At 70.5% G+C, this 19,809-nt stretch carries 23 protein-coding genes, 1 tRNA gene and 1 other RNA gene; 7 read left to right on the top strand and 18 right to left on the bottom strand.

What is annotated here, in order from left to right:
• Positions 1–14 precede the first annotated feature (14 nt).
• Positions 15–1,097, top strand: coding sequence for a DNA polymerase IV (locus tag AB3M83_RS07765; protein WP_412946681.1), 1,083 nt, complete (start codon positions 15–17; stop codon positions 1,095–1,097).
• A gap of 10 nt (positions 1,098–1,107) precedes the next feature.
• Here AB3M83_RS07765 and AB3M83_RS07760 read toward each other — a convergent pair whose 3' ends face one another.
• Together AB3M83_RS07760 and AB3M83_RS07755 are read right to left on the bottom strand one after the other, a co-directional pair.
• On the bottom strand, positions 1,108–1,551 hold the full coding sequence (locus AB3M83_RS07760; protein WP_412946679.1) for a hypothetical protein: 444 nt from the start codon (positions 1,549–1,551) through the stop codon (positions 1,108–1,110).
• A 146-nt stretch (positions 1,552–1,697) separates the two neighbouring features.
• Positions 1,698–1,770 (bottom strand) — tRNA-Lys (locus tag AB3M83_RS07755).
• Positions 1,771–1,864: 94 nt separating this feature from the next.
• Here AB3M83_RS07755 and AB3M83_RS07750 point away from each other — a divergent pair.
• On the top strand, positions 1,865–2,698 hold the full coding sequence (locus tag AB3M83_RS07750) for an inositol monophosphatase family protein (protein WP_412946677.1): 834 nt from the start codon (positions 1,865–1,867) through the stop codon (positions 2,696–2,698).
• Positions 2,699–3,265, top strand: coding sequence for a hypothetical protein (locus AB3M83_RS07745; RefSeq protein ID WP_412946674.1), 567 nt, complete (start codon positions 2,699–2,701; stop codon positions 3,263–3,265).
• Here the strand turns inward: AB3M83_RS07745 and AB3M83_RS07740 are convergent, their stop codons facing one another.
• The 8 genes from AB3M83_RS07740 to AB3M83_RS07705 all read right to left on the bottom strand — a co-directional run bounded on the left by AB3M83_RS07740 (position 3,266) and on the right by AB3M83_RS07705 (position 9,424).
• Positions 3,266–3,946: a hypothetical protein gene (locus AB3M83_RS07740; protein WP_412946671.1), complete on the bottom strand. Its 681-nt coding sequence runs from the start codon at positions 3,944–3,946 to the stop codon at positions 3,266–3,268.
• 52 nt (positions 3,947–3,998) lie between these two features.
• The gene (locus AB3M83_RS07735) at positions 3,999–5,096 is read right to left on the bottom strand and encodes a ScyD/ScyE family protein (RefSeq protein ID WP_412946668.1); all 1,098 of its coding nucleotides are present in this window, start codon (positions 5,094–5,096) and stop codon (positions 3,999–4,001) included.
• A gap of 210 nt (positions 5,097–5,306) precedes the next feature.
• Positions 5,307–6,365: a magnesium and cobalt transport protein CorA gene (locus tag AB3M83_RS07730; RefSeq protein ID WP_412947847.1), complete on the bottom strand. Its 1,059-nt coding sequence runs from the start codon at positions 6,363–6,365 to the stop codon at positions 5,307–5,309.
• 267 nt (positions 6,366–6,632) lie between these two features.
• Positions 6,633–7,005: a transfer-messenger RNA gene (gene ssrA / locus AB3M83_RS07725) on the bottom strand.
• A gap of 156 nt (positions 7,006–7,161) precedes the next feature.
• Complete coding sequence (locus AB3M83_RS07720; protein WP_412946665.1) at positions 7,162–7,743, bottom strand: DUF3618 domain-containing protein; 582 nt, start codon at positions 7,741–7,743, stop codon at positions 7,162–7,164.
• Positions 7,740–8,153 (bottom strand): phage holin family protein, encoded by a 414-nt coding sequence (locus AB3M83_RS07715; RefSeq protein ID WP_412946663.1) that lies wholly within the window; start codon positions 8,151–8,153, stop codon positions 7,740–7,742. Before AB3M83_RS07715 ends, AB3M83_RS07720 begins: the two co-directional genes overlap by 4 nt.
• Entirely contained in the window at positions 8,131–8,877 is a 747-nt protein-coding gene (locus AB3M83_RS07710; RefSeq protein WP_412946661.1) for a hypothetical protein, read from the bottom strand. The genes AB3M83_RS07715 and AB3M83_RS07710 overlap by 23 nt, the downstream gene beginning before the upstream one ends.
• A gap of 130 nt (positions 8,878–9,007) precedes the next feature.
• Positions 9,008–9,424 carry an NUDIX hydrolase gene (locus tag AB3M83_RS07705; protein ID WP_412946659.1) on the bottom strand — a complete coding sequence of 139 codons (417 nt, stop codon included), beginning with the start codon at positions 9,422–9,424 and terminating at the stop codon, positions 9,008–9,010.
• A gap of 47 nt (positions 9,425–9,471) precedes the next feature.
• Between AB3M83_RS07705 and AB3M83_RS07700 the strand changes: the two genes are divergently transcribed.
• Genes AB3M83_RS07700 through AB3M83_RS07690 form a run of 3 tightly spaced genes read left to right on the top strand, consistent with a single transcriptional unit; the run spans position 9,472 to position 11,852 of the window.
• A complete protein-coding gene (locus AB3M83_RS07700; RefSeq protein WP_412946657.1) occupies positions 9,472–10,944 on the top strand; it encodes an SDR family NAD(P)-dependent oxidoreductase in 1,473 nt (490 codons plus the stop codon).
• Positions 10,945–10,951: 7 nt separating this feature from the next.
• Entirely contained in the window at positions 10,952–11,182 is a 231-nt protein-coding gene (locus AB3M83_RS07695) for a putative acetyltransferase (RefSeq protein ID WP_412946655.1), read from the top strand.
• Between the two features lie 4 nt (positions 11,183–11,186).
• Complete coding sequence (locus AB3M83_RS07690; RefSeq protein WP_412946652.1) at positions 11,187–11,852, top strand: SIMPL domain-containing protein; 666 nt, start codon at positions 11,187–11,189, stop codon at positions 11,850–11,852.
• 2 nt (positions 11,853–11,854) lie between these two features.
• Here AB3M83_RS07690 and smpB read toward each other — a convergent pair whose 3' ends face one another.
• The 8 genes from smpB to prfB all read right to left on the bottom strand — a co-directional run bounded on the left by smpB (position 11,855) and on the right by prfB (position 18,499).
• On the bottom strand, positions 11,855–12,331 hold the full coding sequence (gene smpB, locus AB3M83_RS07685) for an SsrA-binding protein SmpB (RefSeq protein WP_412946649.1): 477 nt from the start codon (positions 12,329–12,331) through the stop codon (positions 11,855–11,857).
• A gap of 76 nt (positions 12,332–12,407) precedes the next feature.
• Complete coding sequence (gene ftsX, locus AB3M83_RS07680) at positions 12,408–13,322, bottom strand: permease-like cell division protein FtsX (RefSeq protein ID WP_412946646.1); 915 nt, start codon at positions 13,320–13,322, stop codon at positions 12,408–12,410.
• Positions 13,319–14,395, bottom strand: a complete 1,077-nt coding sequence (gene ftsE, locus AB3M83_RS07675) for a cell division ATP-binding protein FtsE (protein WP_412946644.1) — start codon at positions 14,393–14,395, stop codon at positions 13,319–13,321. The genes ftsX and ftsE overlap by 4 nt, the downstream gene beginning before the upstream one ends.
• A 51-nt stretch (positions 14,396–14,446) precedes the next feature.
• A complete protein-coding gene (locus AB3M83_RS07670) occupies positions 14,447–15,226 on the bottom strand; it encodes an anti-sigma factor (protein WP_412946641.1) in 780 nt (259 codons plus the stop codon).
• Positions 15,213–15,800, bottom strand: coding sequence for an RNA polymerase sigma factor (locus AB3M83_RS07665; protein WP_412946638.1), 588 nt, complete (start codon positions 15,798–15,800; stop codon positions 15,213–15,215). Before AB3M83_RS07665 ends, AB3M83_RS07670 begins: the two co-directional genes overlap by 14 nt.
• Positions 15,797–16,453: a class F sortase gene (locus AB3M83_RS07660; RefSeq protein ID WP_412946635.1), complete on the bottom strand. Its 657-nt coding sequence runs from the start codon at positions 16,451–16,453 to the stop codon at positions 15,797–15,799. The genes AB3M83_RS07665 and AB3M83_RS07660 overlap by 4 nt, the downstream gene beginning before the upstream one ends.
• 8 nt (positions 16,454–16,461) lie before the next feature.
• A complete protein-coding gene (locus AB3M83_RS07655; protein WP_412946633.1) occupies positions 16,462–17,280 on the bottom strand; it encodes a DUF4397 domain-containing protein in 819 nt (272 codons plus the stop codon).
• A 106-nt stretch (positions 17,281–17,386) separates the two neighbouring features.
• Complete coding sequence (gene prfB / locus AB3M83_RS07650; RefSeq protein ID WP_412946630.1) at positions 17,387–18,499, bottom strand: peptide chain release factor 2; 1,113 nt, start codon at positions 18,497–18,499, stop codon at positions 17,387–17,389.
• A 20-nt stretch (positions 18,500–18,519) separates the two neighbouring features.
• Between prfB and AB3M83_RS07645 the strand changes: the two genes are divergently transcribed.
• Positions 18,520–19,803: an MFS transporter gene (locus AB3M83_RS07645; protein ID WP_412946629.1), complete on the top strand. Its 1,284-nt coding sequence runs from the start codon at positions 18,520–18,522 to the stop codon at positions 19,801–19,803.
• Positions 19,804–19,809 lie beyond the last annotated feature (6 nt).

Here is a 19,809-nt window from a genome sequence, read left to right as displayed (position 1 = left end):
GCACACTGGTCCCCATGAGCGGTGCTGCCGAGCGACCCTGGGTGCTGCACGTCGACCTCGACCAGTTCATCGCAGCGGTCGAGGTGCTGCGGCGCCCGGAGCTCGCGGGGCGCCCGATCATCGTGGGCGGCCGCGGCGACCCGACCGAGCGTGCCGTCGTCTCGACGGCCTCGTACGAGGCGCGGGCGTTCGGCGTGGGGTCGGGGATGCCGCTGCGCATCGCGGCGCGCAAGGTCCCGGATGCCGTGCTGCTGCCCGTGGACGCACCCACCTACGTCGCCGCATCCGACGAGGTCATGTCGACGCTGCGCGGGCACGCAGGTGCGGTCGTGCAGGTGCTCGGCTGGGACGAGGCGTTCGTGGGTGTCACCACGGCCGACCCGGAGGGCTACGCGCGGTCGCTGCAGGCCGCCGTGCTCGATCGGACGCGCCTGCACTGCAGTGTCGGCATCGGCGACACCCTCGTCCGCGCGAAGGTCGCGACGGGGTTCGCGAAGCCGCAGGGCGTGTACCGGCTGACGGCGGAGACCTGGCTGGACGTCATGGGCGACCGGCCGACGATAGAGCTGTGGGGCGTCGGACCGAAGATCTCCCGCCGGCTGGCGACCCTGGGCATCCGCACCGTCGCCGATCTGGCGAACGCGGACTTCGGTCCGCTCGAGGCGGAGTTCGGCCCGAGGATGGGCCCGTGGTACCGGCAGCTCGGCCGGGGCGAGGGGTCGAGCACCGTCGACGACACCCCGTGGGTGGCGCGGGGACACGGACGGGAGACGACGTTCCAGCTCGACGTCGTCGATCCCGCCGACATCGACGCGGCGGCCCGGACCCTCGCCGCTCAGGTGCTCGACGACGTCGCCGCCGAGGGTCGGCCGGTGGTGGGGGTCGGACTCAAGGTCCGGTATGCGCCGTTCACGACGAAGACGTTCACCCGGAAGGTCCCGGAGACCGAGGACCGGGATGCCGTCGTCGAGGCGATCATGGCCCTCGTGGCACGGATCGAGCCGGACCGTCCGCTGCGGCTGCTCGGCGTGCGCGCCGAGATGCGCATGCCCGACGACGCGCGGGAAGGGCACACGCCGACGCGCGGCGGCTGGTGAACCGACGGCTCTACCGCGTCCCGGCCGGGGCGATGCGGGTGAGGCCGTCGTCGTGCAGTGCGAACTGCGCCCGCAACCGCACGCCACCTCCCGGCCAGGCCGCAGCCACGGCATCCGCCCAGGCGATGTCGGCGTCGGCGGGTGCCGAGCTGCCGCAGCGCTCCCAGACCAGCACGATCTGCGCGGCGCCGACCAGGGCCGCGAACATCGGGAATCGGCGGGTGAGGACCGTGGCGACCGGCTGCGTCCCGAGGTCGTCCGCCTCGACCGGGTGCGCCGGGTCGAGCGGCAGGTCCGCGGTCGGCATGAGCGGCCCCACGACCCGGTCGCCGCCGTCGAGGAACACCAGCCAGAGCTGCGTCCGGACCGCGTGCCCGAGGAGCGCGTCCAGCCATCGGTGAAGCGCGCTCTCGCTCGTGAGCGGCGGGCGGTCCGGGAGCGTCGGGGAAGCCATGTCCTCAGGATGTCGCGCGTCCGGGAGAGGGCCGGCGGCGCTCGACCTCCTGTGCAGAGCGGACCGGCCAGACCCCGCGGTGGAGAAGGCGGCGGAAAGCAGAACGGCCCCGTCACCACTGGCGAGAGTGTGACGGGGCCGATCCGTGCACCCCCTCGGACTTGAACCGAGAACCCACTGATTAAGAGTCAGTTGCTCTGCCGATTGAGCTAGAGGTGCGTGATTCGGAAGGACCGAACCGAGGGACAACACTAGCATCACGATCCGTGTCACCGCCAATCGAGGCGACCGCGCCACGACGTATCCTGGTCGGGTGACTGAACGCACCTCGTCGATGCCCGGGAACGCGCCCTTCGAGGGTGACCTGTCCGACGATCTCGCGCTCGCCCTGCGACTGGCCGACGAGGCCGACCGCGTCTCGATGGAGCGGTTCGACGCCCCCGACCTCGACGTCTCCGTCAAGCAGGACGCCACGTTCGTGACCGAGGCCGACCTCGCCACCGAGCGCGCCATCCGCCGCGCGCTCGAGACCCACCGTCCCGGGGACGGCATCTTCGGCGAAGAGTACGGTGCTTCGGGAGATGCGGCCCGGCAGTGGGTCATCGACCCGATCGACGGGACCGCGAACTACCTCAAGGGCATCCCGATGTGGGCGACGCTGATCGCCCTCGTCGTCGACGGCGTCCCCCGTGTCGGCGTCGTCAGCCAGCCGTCGATCGGCCGCCGCTGGTGGGGTGCGACCGGCCTCGGCGCCTGGACGGCGACGCCCGGCGGCGCGCCGCGTCGGCTCGCCGTATCGCAGGTGGCAGCGCTCGACGAGGCCAGTGTGAGCTTCCAGAGCATCGGACAGTGGGATGCCGTCGGCCGCGTCGACGCACTGCTGGCGCTGACCCGTGCGGTCTGGCGCGACCGAGGCTACGGCGACGCCTGGCCGTACATGCTGCTCGCGGAGGGCCGACTGGAGTTCGTCGCCGAGTTCGACGTGAAGGAGTACGACATCGCGGCGCACGTGCCGATCGTGCAGGAGGCCGGCGGCCGCTTCACGGACATCGACGGCGGCGACGCGATCGACACCCGCTCGTCGCTCGCCACGAACGGCATCCTGCACGACTCCTTCCTCGACCTCCTCCGCGATCGACGCGCCTGAATGGTCACGCTGTCCTTCCGTCGCCGCGTCGCGTCGATCGCTCTGATCTTGAGCGCATCGCTCGCGTTCTCGGCGTGCACGGCCGAGACTCCCGCCGCGCCCGGTGTCTCGGCCACGGTCGCCCCATCCACGTCTGCGGCACCGGATCCCGTCGACACCATCGACCCTGCCGATGTGACGTGCGAGAACATGCTCGGCGAGGCGACCGTCGACGAGTTCGAGACGAGTGACTGGTCGGTGCGCGAGGATCCGTTCGTCATCCTCGACCTGGAGCTGCCCGACGGCATCGCCTGCACGTGGGGCGACTTCTCGTCCCCGACGAGCGACGATCTGGTCCTCTTCGGCTGGTCCCCCATCAGCGCGGACGACGCGTCCGGCATCCAGGATGCGCTCATCGCCGAATCCTGGATCCGCGAGAAGGACGGCGACGGCGTCCTCATCACGGAGGCTCCGGCGCTCGCACTGCGGCTCGATGCCGAGGGCTACGGGATGACGTATCGCTTCGGCGACGGGTGGGTGATGGTCTCCGACACCAAGCAGGGCCTCGACCTGATCGACCTCGGCTGATCAGTCCCGCAGCCACGGCGGCGCGTCGCCCGTGGTCCGTCGCGGCTCGTATCGCTTCCACGCCTGCCGGAACGTCATCCCGGCGCGAGCCGCGGACGCGACGCCCACCGCGATTCCGACGAGCGCGCCCACGGTGACGGACCACCCCGGCGCTCCGCCCGCTGCCGCGATCACCGCCGCAACGGCGAGCCCGATCACGCACGTGTTGACGACGACGATCAGCATCATCGAGCTCCCGGTCAGGATGCTCAGGCTGGAGCGCCGGCGGAGGAACGAGTAGGTCCTCTCCATCGCGGCGCGGTCATCAGCCACGGCGGAGAGGAAGATGTCGGCCACTCCGGGATCCAGATCCGCATAGGCACCGCGCAGACGGTTCATCGCGACGACGTACATCATGTCCTCCTCGGCGACGTTGAGGACGCGTGTCTGCGTCATCACGCCCACGAGCGCCAGGAAGGCCAGGATCGCGACCGCTGCGCCGCCGAACCAGCCGGCGAAGTCCGTCGCCTGGCCGAGCAGGCCGATCGTGACGAGTCCGGCGGAGACGAGGGTCAGGAAGATCGTTATCCGGGTGAGAACCTCGCTCTGCGCCGTCCCGCGCGCCGCGAGAAGGCCCCAGTGCTCCGTCGCGAGGATCTGTGCGCGGCGGGCGAGGGCGGCATCCGACTCCGGCTCGCTCATAGGGCACATCATGCTCCTGCGGATGCCGGGACGGAATGCCGCCCTCGCTCGGTCAGCGGCGCGTCACCTGGACGATCGTCCCCGGGACCTGCGGCGCCGACGGATCGAGGGCGATGGTGGTCCCCGCCCAGAGCGAACCGTCCTGGCCCGTCTCGACGGCGACCACGTTCGCCAGGTCGAGGTAGTGCGACTTCTTCCCCATCTTCACGACGGAGATGGCACCCGCGAAGTACTCGGCCACGTAGATCTCGCCCTTCTTGCCGAGCGCGAGGTTGGTCGCGCCGAGGAACCCCGATGCGATCTGCTTCGCCTTTCCGCTGTACGGGTTGACCTTCCACAGCGCGCCGCGTGCGCCGAACACCGGCGACTCCGGACCGCCCGGCAGCGTGGTGACGTACAGCATGCCGTCGCGTCCCACCTCGACATCGGTCGGGACCGCTTCGAAGCGGTACGTGACGCCCACCACGCAGTCCGGCAGGCCGACCGCGGCCGCCATCTCCGCGGTGATGCGGGTCGGCTGCGCCGGCAGCACCGCGAGGGTGCTGATGCGCCCGCGCCGATCCACCGTGAACAGCGCGTTGGCACCGGCGTCCGCGACGACCCAGCTCCGCCCCAGCTGGGCGACGGAGTACGCGTGCGAGTCGACGATGCCGGTGTAGGTGGCGTCCAAGCCCGCGTCGGCCAGCGCCTCCTGGACGCAGGCACTGGGATTGGCGACCCCGTACGCGACGTTCCGGTCGGGGTTCCGCCGCGTCTCGTAAGCGAGGGTGTCGGCGTACACCTTCGATCCCCGTGAGCCCCAGAGGTTCAGGCCGCTTTCGGTGATCGCGGCCTCGCCGCCCTCTGTGGTGGTGAACGCGATTGTCCTGCCGTCACGCGAGCGCTCGACGCCGGACGCGCCCGGCGCATCGGCGACGACGGGCCGGATCGATCCGTCACGGGCGAGCCGGCCGACGGTGTTCGCGAACCCGTCCGCCACGTACACCCTCTTTCCGACGACGTCCAGGTTGAACGGTGCGACCACCTGCGTCGATCGGACGACCGGGTCGGGCGCCGGCGTGTGGCGCCCACCGGCTGACGCCATCGCTGGCGTGGCGAGAACGAGCCCGAGGGCGGCGATGCCGGCCAGGAGCGCGCGGGAATTGTGCATGAGACCTCCGAGATTCAGCTCGGCGACGCCGAGCACGCGAATCCGGACGGCAGCCGCCCCCCGTGCCCCATCCGGCACTGCGCGCCGTCATCCGCGACGGCACGGCGCTCATCATCGTCCCTACTGTTCGTCAGGTCAAGAGCGGGCGCAGCACCCCGTGCCGCGGGGTTCGCGGGTCCCGGGCTGACGGATCGGACGGATGCGACCGGCTCACAGCCATCGCCTGGCCCTGAACACCGCATAGAGCGCGGCACCGCCGGCCACCATTCCGAGAACGGCCAACGGATATCCCCACGGGGAATCGAGTTCCGGCATATGCGTGAAGTTCATCCCGTACACGGTGCCGATGAGGGTGGGCGCGAACAGGATCGCCGCCCACGCGGAGATCTTCTTCACCTGCTCGTTCTGCGCCAGCCCCGTCTCGGACAGGCGCCTCGTCTCTTCGTTCTGGGCGAGACTCGCTTCGGACAGTCGTCGCATCTCATCGTTCTGCTGCTGCGTGACGAGAGTGGAGTGGACGGTCAGAGCGTTCTCGAGAAGCGACCGGAAGCCGTCCGCCTTCTCCGTGATCCGCATCACGTGGTCTACGACATCCCGCAGGGAGCGCTGCAACTCGAGGTCGACGCTGTATTTCTCCGCCCCGCGCTGCAGACTCTCCAGCATCTCTCGAAGAGGGCCGGTGGCGCGCTGGAAGGAGATCACCTCGCCGAGCAGCTGATAGATGCGCCGCGACACGGCGGGATCTCCCCCGAAGAGCTGGTCTTCGATCTCATCGATATCGTTCTCCAGGCCCGCCACGACCGGCGCGTACCCGTCCACCACCTCATCGGACACGGCGTAGAGCACGGCCTCAGGTCCCCGGGCGAGCAGCTCAGGGCTGGCTTCGAGCCGGCGGCGGACGGGCGCCAGGTCCGGCTTGTCAGCGTGCCGGACGGTCACCACGAACTGTGGGCCGATGAAGAGGTGGACCTCGCCGAACTCCACCACTTCCCGGCTGTCGATGTACCACGCGGGTCGTAGGACGACGAAGAGCGTGTCGCTGAACCGTTCCAGCTTGGCCCGCTGGTGTCCCTTGAGCGCGTCCTCGACAGCGAGCGGATGGAGACTGAATTCGCGGGCGACGGCGTGAAGCTCCTCGGCGTCCGGCCGATACAGCCCGATCCACGCCATCCCGCGCCCCTCCTGAACGAGTTCGAACGTCTCGTCGAGAGTCGAGGGACTCCCCGTGCGACGCCCTGCCTCGTAGATGCCGTTGTCGATGACTGCCATGTGCTCTCCAGGGTCGATGACCGGCGCGCCCCGCCTAGGCGGTGCCAAGAACCTCCGGCCCCGGCCTGAAGCCGGGACACGCTCCGCCCAAGTATGCGCCCGCCGCCAGCGCTTCCCCGCCGCGACGGCGCCTGAGCGCTCACCTCGTCCGAGGGAGCCCACCCGCGTCAGCGCCCTGGCACGAGCGGATCGGGCTCACGGGAAAGAAAAAGGCCCCGAGGTCCGCGGGATCCCGCGGCACTCAGGGCCTTGTTCTGCGACAACGGTTCGTGGAGATGGGGGGAATCGAACCCCCGTCCATCGCTGGAATACGGCGTCTTCTCCGGGCGCAGTCTGTAAGAGGCGTTCTGCTCGGCTCCGACCTTCAGTACAGACACATAAGTCGACGAGCCCAGCCTGAAAAAAGTCCCGCGTGACGCTCAGGCAGCGTCGCGCAGCAAGATCCCTAAGATGACGCCAGTGACCGTGACGGGATCAGTCACGGGCTGACGGACTCGGGCTCGCTACTTACGCAGCGAGGGCGAAGTCAGACTGCTTCTTTTCGGCAGTTATTGGTTCGCAGAGATCGTTTACGAGATAACCCTGCATCCTCGGCCCGCTTCCCGCAGAGTCCCAGGCAATGTCGAAACCGATCATCCCCGAGAACACCTGACGGTGCATGGACCGTTGTCGCACTGTGGAGTTAACAGATCCGGATGCCGCAGCATCCGAGCGTCCCAGACTACAACGGATCCGCCCCCGAAGCCATTCCCGACCTCGGCGGCCGACGCGGTGTCCCGCGCCGGCCGCACGTCGGTCAGGACTGATCGGTGACGTTCGTGCGCGCCTGCTGGGCGCGGTCGGCCACGGTCTGCGCCGAATCGGTCGCATCGCCCTTCACGTTCTCGACGGACTCCTGCGCCGTCTCCTTCACGGCCGTGGCCGCTTGCTGTGCAGGCTCCTTGAGGTGCTCGCCCGCCTCCTTCGCCACGGACTGAGCCTCTTCGACGAGCGGCTGCGCCTTCTCCTTCACCTGCTCGGCGAGCTCGCGCTCCTTGGCCGACGCGGGGATGAGGGACGCGGCGAGGAGCCCCGCCCCGAACGCGATGAGACCGACGGCCAGGGGGTTGCCCTCTGCCTTCGCCACGACCGTGTGCCCGGCATCCGACACCCGGGCTGCGGCGTGGGAGCCGGCATCCGACAGTGAGCCGCCGGTGTCGTCGGCGGCACCCATGACCCGCTCGCGGGCCGAGCGGAACGCTCCGGTGACCTTCGACGTCTGACGGTGCACCGCCTTGCCGGGGTTCACCTTGTCGGCCAACGCGTCGACGTCCTGACCCAGCTCGCTGCGCGTCCGTTCGATGTCGGCGCGGATGGACTCGGGGGTTTCGCTGCTCATCGGTTCTCCTCGTTTCTCTTCACCGCATCCGGGATGCGCTTGAGGGAGTCCACCGTCTGCGGAGCGCCCTCGACGTGCTTCAGCTGCGTGCGTCCGCGCAGGAAGAGGATCAGCGCGATCACTCCCCACAGCACGGCCACGATGACGGCCGACCAGCCCAGGCCGACCAGTTGTCCGAGCGCCCACCAGAGGGCGACGGAGAGGAAGAAGACGGCCATCAGCGCGGCGTACGCCGCCCCGCCGACCATGCCGGCCCCCTTGCCCGCCCGGGTCGCCGATTCCTTGATCTCGGCTCGAGCGAGGGCGAGCTCCTGGCGCATCAGCGTCGAGAGGTCGCTCGTGACCTCGCTCAGCAGATCGCCCAGGGACGTCGTCGCCGCCTTCTCCTCAGACGGTGTGGGGTCGGTCATCGCCGCTCCTCCCTGCGAACGGGTCGCCACCACCGGTCGTGGTCTGGTCGTACACCGGCGTGCCACCGCCCACGGGCGGGACGGCAGGCGGCGGGACGGCGCCCGTGATGGATGCGTCCGGGCGAGTGGTGGCCGCGGGCTGCGGCGGGGCCGACGCGGGCTCGGCCGTCGACGCCGAGGACGACGACGCCGCCCCACTCTCGCCCGAATCCGGCGCCCCCTGCGCAAGGGCCCGGGTGAGGCGGCCTGCGGCGAGCCCCGCCAGCGCGGCGACGCCGATGAACACACCCGGCTTCCGGCGCGCGAAGGACTTCACCTCGGTGAGCAGCGAACCCGGGTCGCGGTCGCCGAGCCAGGACCCGATCTCGTCCGCCTTCGCGGACACCTGCCGCACCAGGTCGGACCCGACGCCCTGCTGGTCCGAGCCGTCGGCCATCGAGCCGAGTTCGTCGGCCAGCGCCCGCAGGCCCGAGGCGACGCGCTGCTGCTGCTGGCCCGCCTGCTCCCGCAGCTCGCGCTGGGACTGGTGGTAGAGGTCGCGGGCCTGGCTCTTGGCCTCTTGCGCGACGTTCTTCGCTTCGCTCTTCGCGGTGTCGACGACGCGTCCGGCTTCGTCCCCCGCGGTGGAGGCGATGCCCGAGGCCTCGCCCTTCGCGGTCTCGACGGTGCCCCCGGATCCGGTTCCCTGCGGGGAGGTCGCGCTCCCTGGAGTGATCTCCGACATGTTGCTCCTCTCGACAGCCGACCGGTGCAGTCGGCGGGTACCCAGGTTTAATCGCGCGCGAGCGACCCGATGAGGGGCTTGACGAGTCGATGCGGCTGTGAGATCGAACCCGGGGCTGCGGGAACGCCGGTCAGGCGGGGAGGAAATGCTCGCGGGCGAGCGGCGCGATCTCGAGTCGGGATGCGTCGGCGTGCGTCGCCCACGTGAGCTCGACGATCTCCGCCGCAGGACGAGGCTCCTGGTCTCCGATGTCGGCCGCGAACACGTCGGCGACGACGACGAACCCCGGCTCGTTGGCGGCGGCCGCCTCGAAGACGCCGAGCGGACGGAGCGTCGCGGCGTCGATCCGGACGCCCAGCTCCTCGGCGAGCTCCCTGCTGAGCGTCTCGTCGGGGCGCTCGCCCCGTTCGGGCTTCCCGCCCGGCTGCATGAACGCCGTCGTGCCCGCCTTCCGGACCAGCAGCAGACGGCCCAGTTCGTCCAGGATCACGGCAGCCGAGACGCGGATCACACGGATGCCGGGGGTCGCGGCATCCGTCGTGGTCACGGGACCACGCTAACAGCGCACCCAGGTCGCTCGACGTAGAATCTGATGTGCTTCCCGATCCCCTCACCGCGCCCGACCGCGGCATCGCTCCCGCTGACCTCGCGACGACGCTCCGGGTGCTGGCGGAGCTCCACGAGCTCGATCAGACCCACCCCGACTTCATCCGCGTGCGGCGTGCGACCGCGGCGATGTTCAAGGCGGCGAAGAAGGTCCGCCGGCGTGAGATCCGCGACGCGGTCGCCGAGGCGGACCGTGCGGTCGTGCATGCGACCGCGACCGGCGCTCCGGACCGTATCGACGATGAGACGCGCGGCATCCCGATCAGCACCCGCACGACCGCGCCGACCGCCGGCACCCTGCAGAAGGCGCGCGGCTGCTACATCTGCAAGCAGCCCTACACCCTCGTGGACGCCTTCTACCACCAGCTCTGCCCGGCGTGCGCGGCGCTCAGCCACGCCAAGCGCGAGGCACGCACCGACCTCACCGGGAAGCGAGCGCTCCTGACGGGCGGCCGCGCGAAGATCGGCATGTACATCGCGCTGCGACTGCTCCGCGACGGTGCGCACACGACCATCACGACGCGATTCCCGCGGGATGCCGTGCGCCGTTTCAGCAGCCTGCCCGACTCTGCCGAATGGATCGATCGGCTCAAGATCGTCGGCATCGACCTGCGTGACCCCGCCCAGGTGATCGGGCTCGCCGACGACGTCGCCGCGGCGGGGACCCTCGACATCCTGATCAACAACGCCACCCAGACCGTGCGCCGCTCGCCGGGGGCGTACCAGCCGCTCGTCGATGCCGAGCTCGCTCCGCTGCCGGATGGACCGCTGCCCGAGCTCGTGACGTTCGGCCACACGAACGACCAGCACCCGCAGGCGCTGGAGCGCTCGGTTTCCGCACACCCGATCCTGGCGGCGGCGGCCTCCCGGGCCGACGAGCTCACCGAGCAGGCGATGGCGGCGGGATCGAGCTCGCTGGAACGGCTCGCCGCCGGAACCGCGATCGACGCAGGCGGATTGATCCCGGACCTCGACCACAGCAACTCGTGGGTCCAGCGCGTCCAAGAGGTCGACCCGCTCGAGATGCTCGAGGTGCAGCTGGCGAACACGACGGCGCCGTTCCTGCTCATCTCGCGCCTTCGCGAGTCGCTGCGATCGAGCACTGCCCGGCGCACCTACGTCGTCAACGTGAGCGCCATGGAGGGCGTGTTCAACCGGGGGTACAAGGGTCCGGGGCATCCGCATACGAACATGGCGAAAGCCGCCGTCAACATGCTGACCCGCACGAGTGCGCGGGAGATGTTCGAGACCGACGGCATCCTCATGACGAGCGTGGACACGGGGTGGATCACCGACGAGCGCCCTCACCCGACGAAAGTGCGCCTCGCCGAGGAGGGCTTCCACGCGCCGCTCGACCTCGTCGATGGGGCGGCACGCGTGTACGACCCGATCGTCCGCGGCGAGGCCGGCGACGATCTGTTCGGCGTCTTCCTGAAGGACTACGCCCCGGGCCAGTGGTGATGCCGAGGTGACGCTGCCCGAGCCCGGCACGCGCGTCGTGGTGCGCTACCTCCTTCCGACCGGCCAGGCCACCGATGCGCTCGGCGAGCTGCTGAGCGCCGGCCCCGACGAGATCGTCGTGGCCGGCAAGCGCGGTCCCGAGCGGATCCGCCGGATCGACATCATCGCCGCCAAGGCGGTGCCGCCGCCCCCCGCCCCGCGGAGCCGACGCAATCCGACCGATCGGCCCTACGGTTGAGCTCATGACCGAGCTCATCATCACCGTGCGCGGCGAGAGCGAGGCGCGCGTCGCCGCAGAGACCGCCGTCGCCACCCTCGTCGTCGCAATGGACGGCCACGACCGCGCTGCCGTCGTCGAGCAGGCCGCCGCCCTCGTCGACCCGATCCGTTCCGAGCTCGCGGCGCGAGCGGAGGCACGCGCCATCGAGGAGTGGTCGGCTCAGCAGATCTCGGTCTGGTCGGACCGCCCCTGGAACGAGCGCGGCACGCAGCTGCCGCTCGTCCACCACGCATCCGTCGCGCTCACCGCGACGTTCACGGACTTCGCGGCGCTGTCGGAGTGGCTCTCGACCCTCGCCGAGCGGAGCGGCGTGCAGGTCGGCGGCGTGGAGTGGCAGCTCACCCCCGCCACACGGCTGCAGACCGAGCGGGACGTCGCGACGGATGCCGTCGCCGTCGCCGTGCACCGCGCGACCGCCTACGCCGAGGCGATCGGCAAGAGCACGGTCGAGGCGCTCGAGATCGCCGACGTCGGGCTGCTCGTCGGCGGAGACGCCGGCCCGCAGCGCGAGAGCCGGATGGCGAGGGCCGCGATGACGATGGATGCCGGCGGTGGCACCCTCGCCGACTTCCGGCCAGAGGCGATCGTGGTGTCGGCGGCAGTCGAGGCCCGCTTCCGCGCGAGCTGAGGTCAGTCGCCGAGGCGGTTGCGGCCGCGCATCGCGCGCTCCGCTTCGCGCTTGTCCTCGCGCTCGCGGATGGTCTGCCGCTTCTCGTACTCGCGCATGCCCTTCGCGACCGCGATCTCGACCTTCGCGCGGCCGTCCGAGAAGTAGAGCCGCAGCGGGATGAGCGTATAGCCGCCGGCTGCGACGGCGTGCGAGAGCTTCACGATCTCGTCCTTGTGCAGCAGCAGCTTCCGCGTGCGCTTGGCGGCGTGGTTCGTCCAGTGCCCCTGGGAGTACTCCGGGATGTGGACCGCGTCGAGGTAGGCCTGTCCCCCGTCGATGAAGGCGTAGCCGTCGGTGAGGTTGGCTCGCCCCTGGCGGAGCGACTTCACCTCCGTGCCGGTGAGCACGAGTCCCGCCTCGTAGGTCTTCTCGATGGCGTAGTCGTGGCGCGCGCGACGATTGGTCGCGATGACCTGTTCGCCGCGTTCCCTGGGCATGATGACTCCTCCGTGGGGCCGCGCACGTCGCGCGACCGGCCTGCCAGTCTACCGGGTGGGCGCAGGCAGGGACATCTCAGGTGCGAAGCCAGCGCCGGATCGCGAAGCTCGCGGACACACCCGCCAGCACGAGGCCGAGCGCGACGATGACCGGGACCACCACCGCGGCATCCGACATGTCGACCCACGTCGTCACGAAATCCACCTCGCGGCGGAGGTAGCCGTTGACCCCGAACTCCACGCCGAGGAAGATCGCCGCGCTCGCGAGCGCCGAGCCGAGCAGCGCCGCGAAGACCCCCTCGAGGATGAACGGTGTCTGGATGAACCGGTTCGAGGCTCCCACCAGTCGCATGATCCCGATCTCCTTCCGGCGCGCGAACGCGGAGAGACGGATCGTGGTCGCGATGAGCAGCACGGCGGCGATCAGCATCAGGCCGGCGATCGCGACCGCGATGTAGGTCGCGACGGTGAGGGCGGAGAACAGCGGATCGAGGTACTGCATCTGGTCGGTGACCTCTTCGACACCCGCCATGCCGCTGAACGCCTCCGTGATGACGTCGGTCTGCGTCGGGTCGACGAGGTTGACCCAGTAGGTCTCGTTCAGCTGCGCGGCGGTGATGAAGTCGACGTACTCCTCGCCCCACTGCTCGATGATGTTCTGGTACGCCTCATCGCGCGTCTCGAACCGCACGTCCCGCACGATCTCCGCGAGCGCCGGACTCTCCAGCTTGTCCGCCACGGCGGCGAGCTGCTCCTCGTCCGCCTGCCCGTCGGCGCAGGTGGTCTGCGTCGAATCGTCACGACACATGAACACGGCGACCTGGGCGCGATCGACCCAGTAGTCGCGCATCTGGCCGATCTGCAGCTGGATGAGCATGGCGGCGCCGACGAAGGTCAGCGAGACGAACGTGACGAGGACGACCGAGATCACCATCGACGCGTTGCGACGAAGTCCGGTGAGCGCCTCGCTGAGGACGAGTCCGAGCCTCATGCCGTCGGCCCCACTTCGTCCTCGTCGTCGCGGCGGCCGAGGCCCAGGCGGTCGGCGACGCCGAGTCCGTCGATGGCGCCGAGGTCAATCTCCGGCGCCACGATCGGAACCGATCGGGTGCCGGTGTCGGGCTCGCGCGCGGCGGCGGCGGCGGCCGGCGGAGCCTCGGAGGTCCGAGTGGCATCGTGCGCCGGAACGGGGTCCGGCACGACCGGGACGGCGGGGAGCACGGTCTCGGGCTCGGGCGGCGGCGGACTCACGGCCTCGGGCCCGGCCGATGCCGGGTCGGACTGCGAGGCGATCTGCTTCTGCAGCTCGAGGACCGCCGTCAGGGCGGCCGTCGCGGCCGCTCCCTTGACCGTCTCGGGAGCGAGCGTCGGCAGCTGCGATGTGTCGCCGTACCCGCCGTGACGTTCATCGCGGACGATGACTCCCCCGCTGAGCTCGATCACCCGGCGCTGCATCTGGTCGACGAAGCCGGCCTCGTGGGTGGCCATGACGACGGTCGTGCCGCCCGCGTTGATGCGGGCGAGGAGCTGCATGATGTCGATGGAGGTCGCCGGGTCGAGGTTGCCGGTGGGTTCATCCGCGAGGAGGATCTGCGGCCGGTTCACGATCGCGCGCGCGATCGCGACGCGCTGCTGCTCGCCGCCGGACAGCTCGTGGGGGAAGCGCTTCTGCTTGCCTTCGAGACCGACGAGCGCGAGCGCCTCGGGCACCGACTGCTGGATGAAGGCGCGGCTGGAGCCGATCACCTGGAGCGTGAAGGCGACGTTCTGGAACACGGTCTTGTTCGGGAGCAGGCGGAAGTCCTGGAAGACCGAACCGATGTGGCGCCGGAAGTAGGGCACCTTGCGCGTGCCGAGTCCGCGCACGTCGCGGCCGAGGACGACGACGCGTCCGTCGGAGGGAGTGTCCTCCCGCAGGATGAGGCGCAGGCAGGAGGACTTGCCGGAGCCCGACGCGCCCACGAGGAAGACGAACTCGCCGCGCTGGACGTCGAACTCCACCTCGCTGAGCGCCGGCTTGCTCGTCCCGCGGTAGCGCTTGGTGACGTTCTCGAACCGGATCATGACTCGACGAGCCTAAGCGTCGGTCCCCCGGCATCCCTCAGCGACACCCGCTCAGGTGGAACCGAGGGCGCCGCGGACGATCGAGTCGCCGGAGTGAGCCGGGTCGCCGTCGGACTCCTCCTGCGAGATGTCCACGATCGTGAACTGCTCGAGGTCGAGGTCGTCCGGGACGGGGAACACCCCCTCGGTCCCCTCGAGGATGCCGAGGCTCACGAGATCGGAGGCATCCGATTTCAGCAGCCACACCTCGCGGTAGCCGTCGTCGGGCACGCTCGCGTCGAGGGAGACGACGACGCGGCTGTGCCCGTCCACCCGCTCCAGCGCAGCCTCGCCCCGGGCGCTTCCCCATTCGGGGAAGCCGTCCAGGGCCGCCTCGGCGACCACCGCCGCTCGCGGCACGATTCCGCCGGACACCCAGACCCCGGTGACGACGACGGCGGCCACGACGGCGGTGCCCAGCGCCAGCAGGAGCGGCCGACGACGCAGCCGGCGGCCGGTCCGGCGAGCGACGTGATGCGCGGGCACGGCTGCGGCCGGCGCGGCATCGGCCGGGGCGGCGTCGGCCGGCGCGGCATCGGCCGGCGGGTTATCCACCGGCTCGCCCGATACGGCCGGAAGGGACAGTTCCGCCGCGATCGCGTTCCACACCCGGTCGGGCGGGGTGAGCAGGCCACCCTCGGACGACGCGGCGCGGCCGGCGGTCACGGCGCGACTGTACGCGGCGACCTCGGCACGGCACTCGGGGCAGGACTCGAGGTGAACGAGGTCGGCGCCGGGGACGTCGTCTCCCATGGCGAGGAGAGCCGCTACGTCGGGATCAAGATGCGACATGAGTGGCCTCCAATCGGGTTCGCAGGCGGGACAGACTTCGGCGGATGTGACTCTTCACGGTACCGAGTGGCATGTGCAGCCGCTCGGCGATCTGCCCGTGAGTCAGGTCCTCGTAGAAGGCGAGGGTGACGACGGCGCGGGCGTCGGGCTCGAGGTGCGCGATCTCATCGGCGACCATGATGGCGTCCGACACGTCCGGGGCGTCGACCACCGCGTTGGGCGCCACCGCCATCATGGCCTGCTCGATCCGGGCCACCCGCGCGCGGGCCTCGTGCGCGTCGGCGATGCGGCGTCGCGCGATCGCGATGAGCCACGCGCCCAGCGGCGCGCCGTCCGGGCGGTACGACCCTCGCGAGGTCCACGCCGAGACGAAGGTGCGCTGGGTCACGTCCTCTGCCTCGGCGAGGTCGCCCAGCGACCGCGCCGCCAGTGTGTATACCACCCTGGACCAGCGGTCGTAGAGGATCTTGAGTGCTCGCTCGTCACCCGAGACGAATCGCTGCGCGAGCTCGGTGTCTTCGTCGACGACGTGCTCCTTCGTTACGCGACGCCCGGGGGCCGCCGCGATCGTCATGATGCGGCCCGGGCGACCAGCACCACGTTATCGCTATAGCTGCGGGTCCGCTCGTCGAATGAGCCGCCGCAGGTGATCACCACGAGGGTGCGCGGCCCCTCCCGTGTGAACAGGTCCGCCACGGGGAGCTTCGCCCGGGGGATGTAGGTGACCGTCGTGACGGTGTACCGGGTGTCGACGCCGTCGGCATCCGTGACCGTGACGCTGCTGCCGGGCTGGGTGTCCCGGAGCCGGGCGAGCGGACCGACCCCGTACTCCCGGTCGTCCACGTGCGCGGCCAGGACGGTGGCTCCCTCGTCGTCCGTCGGGGTCCGCCCGAAGCGGTACCACCCGGCGATCGTGGGGCGCTCGGGGATCTCCATCCCGCCGTCCCCCTTCACGCCGACGGGGACGACCGGCATCTCGACGTCCAGCGAGGGGATGACGAGCTCCACCGGCGCGACCCTCAGGGCCACCGGAGCGGCAGTCGCGGGGGCGACCGGCACCGACACGACCGGAGTCGGTGCCGGTGCCGGCGACGCGGGTCGCTCGGTGCTCCGCGTGGCCGCCCCGGAGGCCGGCGTGGGGGCGCCGACCTCCGAGGCGGGTGTGCATGCCGCCAGCAGCCCCATCGTCAGCCCGAGGATGACGGCGGCGAAGGTGCGAGGCGACATGGTGGCTGTCAGCGTCGTGCGGTGGCGGTGCGGACGACCACGGCGCCGCCGACGACGGCGGCGATCAGGCCGGCTCCTCCGGCGAGGAGCCAGATGCTGCCGCCGTTCTCGGCGACGAGGCCGGCGGAGCCGGTGTTGACGCCGTCCGGGTTGGAGTGCAGACCCTCGACCGTCTGGACGGCGAGGTCGAGATTGCCGTCCTCGGCGTTGCCCCACGCGAAGACCATCGTGAGCACGCCTTCCTGGACCTCCACGTCGGCGGGGCCGATCACCGGATCGGTGGTGCCTTCGAGGGCCACCGCGGCGCTGATCGTGCCGGCGGCCAGGTCGAGGGAGGCCTCATCGGGGTTCTCGAGCCCTGTCACGACGGCCTCGCCGCCGGCGAGGATGTCCACCGCGGGGGCGGCCGCGACGTGACGGACGGTCAGCCGGCCTTCGCCGGCGGCCGTCTCGGAGGTGTCGTTCGTGAACAGGGCGGCGGTCGGCTCGCCGGCGGCGTCGAGGTGCGCGACGGCGGTGTAGTTCATACCGCCCTCGAGGGTCAGGTCGATCGGGCCCAGCACCGGCTCGGAGTCGTCCTCCGCGTCGGCGGCCGTCAGCGCGACGGCGTACGTGCCGGCGGGCAGCTCGAGCGGCCCGCCGAGATCGCCGGGCTCGAAGTCGTCGATCGTCAGCTCGCCGTCGACGTAGACGTCGACGGGTGTGTCGGGGATGCCGTGCAGCACCGCCAGGTCAGCCGTGTCGCTCGTCGCGGCGGTTGCCGGAGCGAATGCCGTGACCGCGATCGCCGCACCGAGTCCGATGCCGGCGGAGAGTGTCTTGCGCATGAGGAACTCCTTGCTGATTCGGCGCGACCTGTTCGCGCTGTCACAGAGGTATTCCGACGCAGTCCTCCACCTGGATGCACCTGAATGGAGAAAGTTCAGACGGGCGTCAGTCGTCGTCGTCCTTGCGCTTGCGCCAGCGGATGCCGGCGGCGATGAAGCCGTCGAGGTCGCCGTCGAACACGGTCGCCGGGTTGCCGACCTCATGGCCGGTGCGGAGGTCCTTCACCAGCTGCTGGCCGTAGAGGAAGTACGAGCGCATCTGGTCGCCCCAGCTCGCCGTGATGGTGCCGGCGAGTTCCTTCTTCTTCGCGGCCTCCTCCTCCTTCTGCAGCAGCATGAGTCGCGTCTGGAGGACGCGCATGGCGGCAGCGCGGTTCTGGATCTGGCTCTTCTCGTTCTGCATCGAGACGACGATGCCGGTCGGAAGGTGGGTGAGGCGCACCGCCGAGTCGGTGGTGTTGACGGACTGACCGCCGGGGCCGGACGACCGGAAGACATCCACGCGGATGTCCCCTTCGGGGATCTCCACCTCTTGCGCTTCTTCCATCACGGGGATGACCTCGACGGCGGCGAAGCTCGTCTGGCGCTTGTCGGCGGACCCGAACGGGCTGATGCGGGCGAGGCGGTGCGTGCCCGCCTCCACGGAGAGCGTGCCGTACGCGTAGGGCGCGTCGACCTCGAACGTGGCCGACTTGATGCCCGCGCCCTCGGCGAACGAGGTGTCCATCACCTTGACGGAATACTTGTGCCGCTCGGCCCAGCGCAGGTACATGCGCAGCAGCATCTCGGCGAAGTCGGTGGCGTCATCGCCGCCCGCACCGGAGCGGATCGTCACCACGGCGCCGCGCGCGTCGTACTCGCCGTCGAGCAGCGTCTGCACCTCGAGCTGGCCGATGACCTTCTGGAGGTCGAGGATCTCGCGACGCGCCTCTTCCGCGGCGTCCTCGTCGTCCATCTCGTGCGCGAGCTCGACCATCACCTCGACGTCGTCCAGTCGGCGTTCGACGTCGGACACCCGCTTCAGCTCGGACTGGCGATGGCTGAGCGCGCTCGTGACCCGCTGCGCCTTCTCGACGTCGTCCCAGAGGTCGGGAGCGCCGGCCTCGCCGGAGAGACGCTCGATCTCCCCCTTGAGGGCGTCGACGTCGACGACGGCCCGGATCTCGTCGAAGGTGGATCGGAGGGCCTGGATCTCGGCAGAAGGATCGAATTCAAGCATGGCACTCCAGAGTAACGTGGATGCCCGTGTCCGACCGCCCCGACTCCCCCAGCGCACGTGAGGTGCTGTGGCGGTTCGGACCGATGGTCTATGCCCCGACGGTGCTGTTCGCTGTCGGTGAGGGCGCGGTGCTCCCCCTGATCCCGACCCTCGCAGGACAGCTCGGCGCCGACGTGGCCCTGGCCGCGCTCATCTCGTCGCTCCTCGTCGTCGGGCAGCTCGTCGGCAACATCCCGGCCGGATGGGCTGTCGCCCGCGTCGGGGAGCGCATCACCATGATCGTGGCCGGGACGCTGGCGCTCGTCGTCGTGATCGCAGGCGCGCTGGTGCCGCTGCTCCCCGTGTTCGCCCTCGCCGTCTTCGTCCTCGGGTTCTGCGCCGCGGCCTTCGGATTGGCACGCCATTCGTTCATGACGACGCGCGTGCCGCTCGCCTTCCGTGCACGTGCGCTGTCGCTCCTGGGCGGGACGTTCCGCCTCGGCATGTTCACGGGGCCGTTCATCGCGGCGGGGCTGCTCGCCCTGTTCGCCCAACCGCGCGTCACGATCTGGTTCCTCGCCGTCTGCCTCGTGGCGCTGATCGCCCTCGTCGCCTTCGGGCCCGATCCCGAGAAGCAGTTCGTCGCGCCCGTCCCGGTCCGGGGTCGTTTCGTCGAGGACTCCGGTGAGCCGGTGACGGGGTCGATCCCGGTCACCGAGCGGGCCGGCGTGTTCCGGACGATGTGGCGGCACCGGCATGTGCTGTCGCGCGTCGGTCTCGCGGCCGCATCCCTGTCGGCGGTTCGCTCCGCCCGCCAGGTCGTCCTGCCGCTGTGGGGCGTCTCGATCGGGCTGGACGCGCAGTCCATCGCCCTCGTCGTGGGCATCTCGGGCGCTCTCGATTTCGCCCTGTTCTACGCGAGCGGGCAGGTCATGGACCGGTTCGGCCGGCTCTGGGCGGCACTTCCGGCGATGATCCTGATGGGGAGCGGCTTCCTCGCTCTGTCGGTCACGCACGACGTCGCGAGTTCCGAGATGTGGTTCGCGATGTTCGCCGCCGTCCTCGGTGTCGGCAACGGCCTCTCCAGCGGCATCCTGCTGACGATCGGCGCCGACCTGGCGCCGACGGACGACCCGGCCCCCTTCCTCGGGTCGTGGCGCACGCTGACGGATGCCGGCGGCGCCACCACTCCCCTGATCGTCACCGGGATCACGGCGGCCTCGTCGCTGTCGTTCGCCGCCGGCGCGGTGGGGGTCATCGGACTGCTCGGTGCGATCGCGTTCATCCGCTGGCTGCCCCGGTTCGTGCCCCACGTCGGCCGCTGACGACGC

This window comes from Microbacterium pasadenense, from assembly GCF_047246565.1.
GTDB lineage: Bacteria > Actinomycetota > Actinomycetes > Actinomycetales > Microbacteriaceae > Microbacterium.
This window is presented reverse-complemented; position numbering and strand designations above follow the sequence as displayed.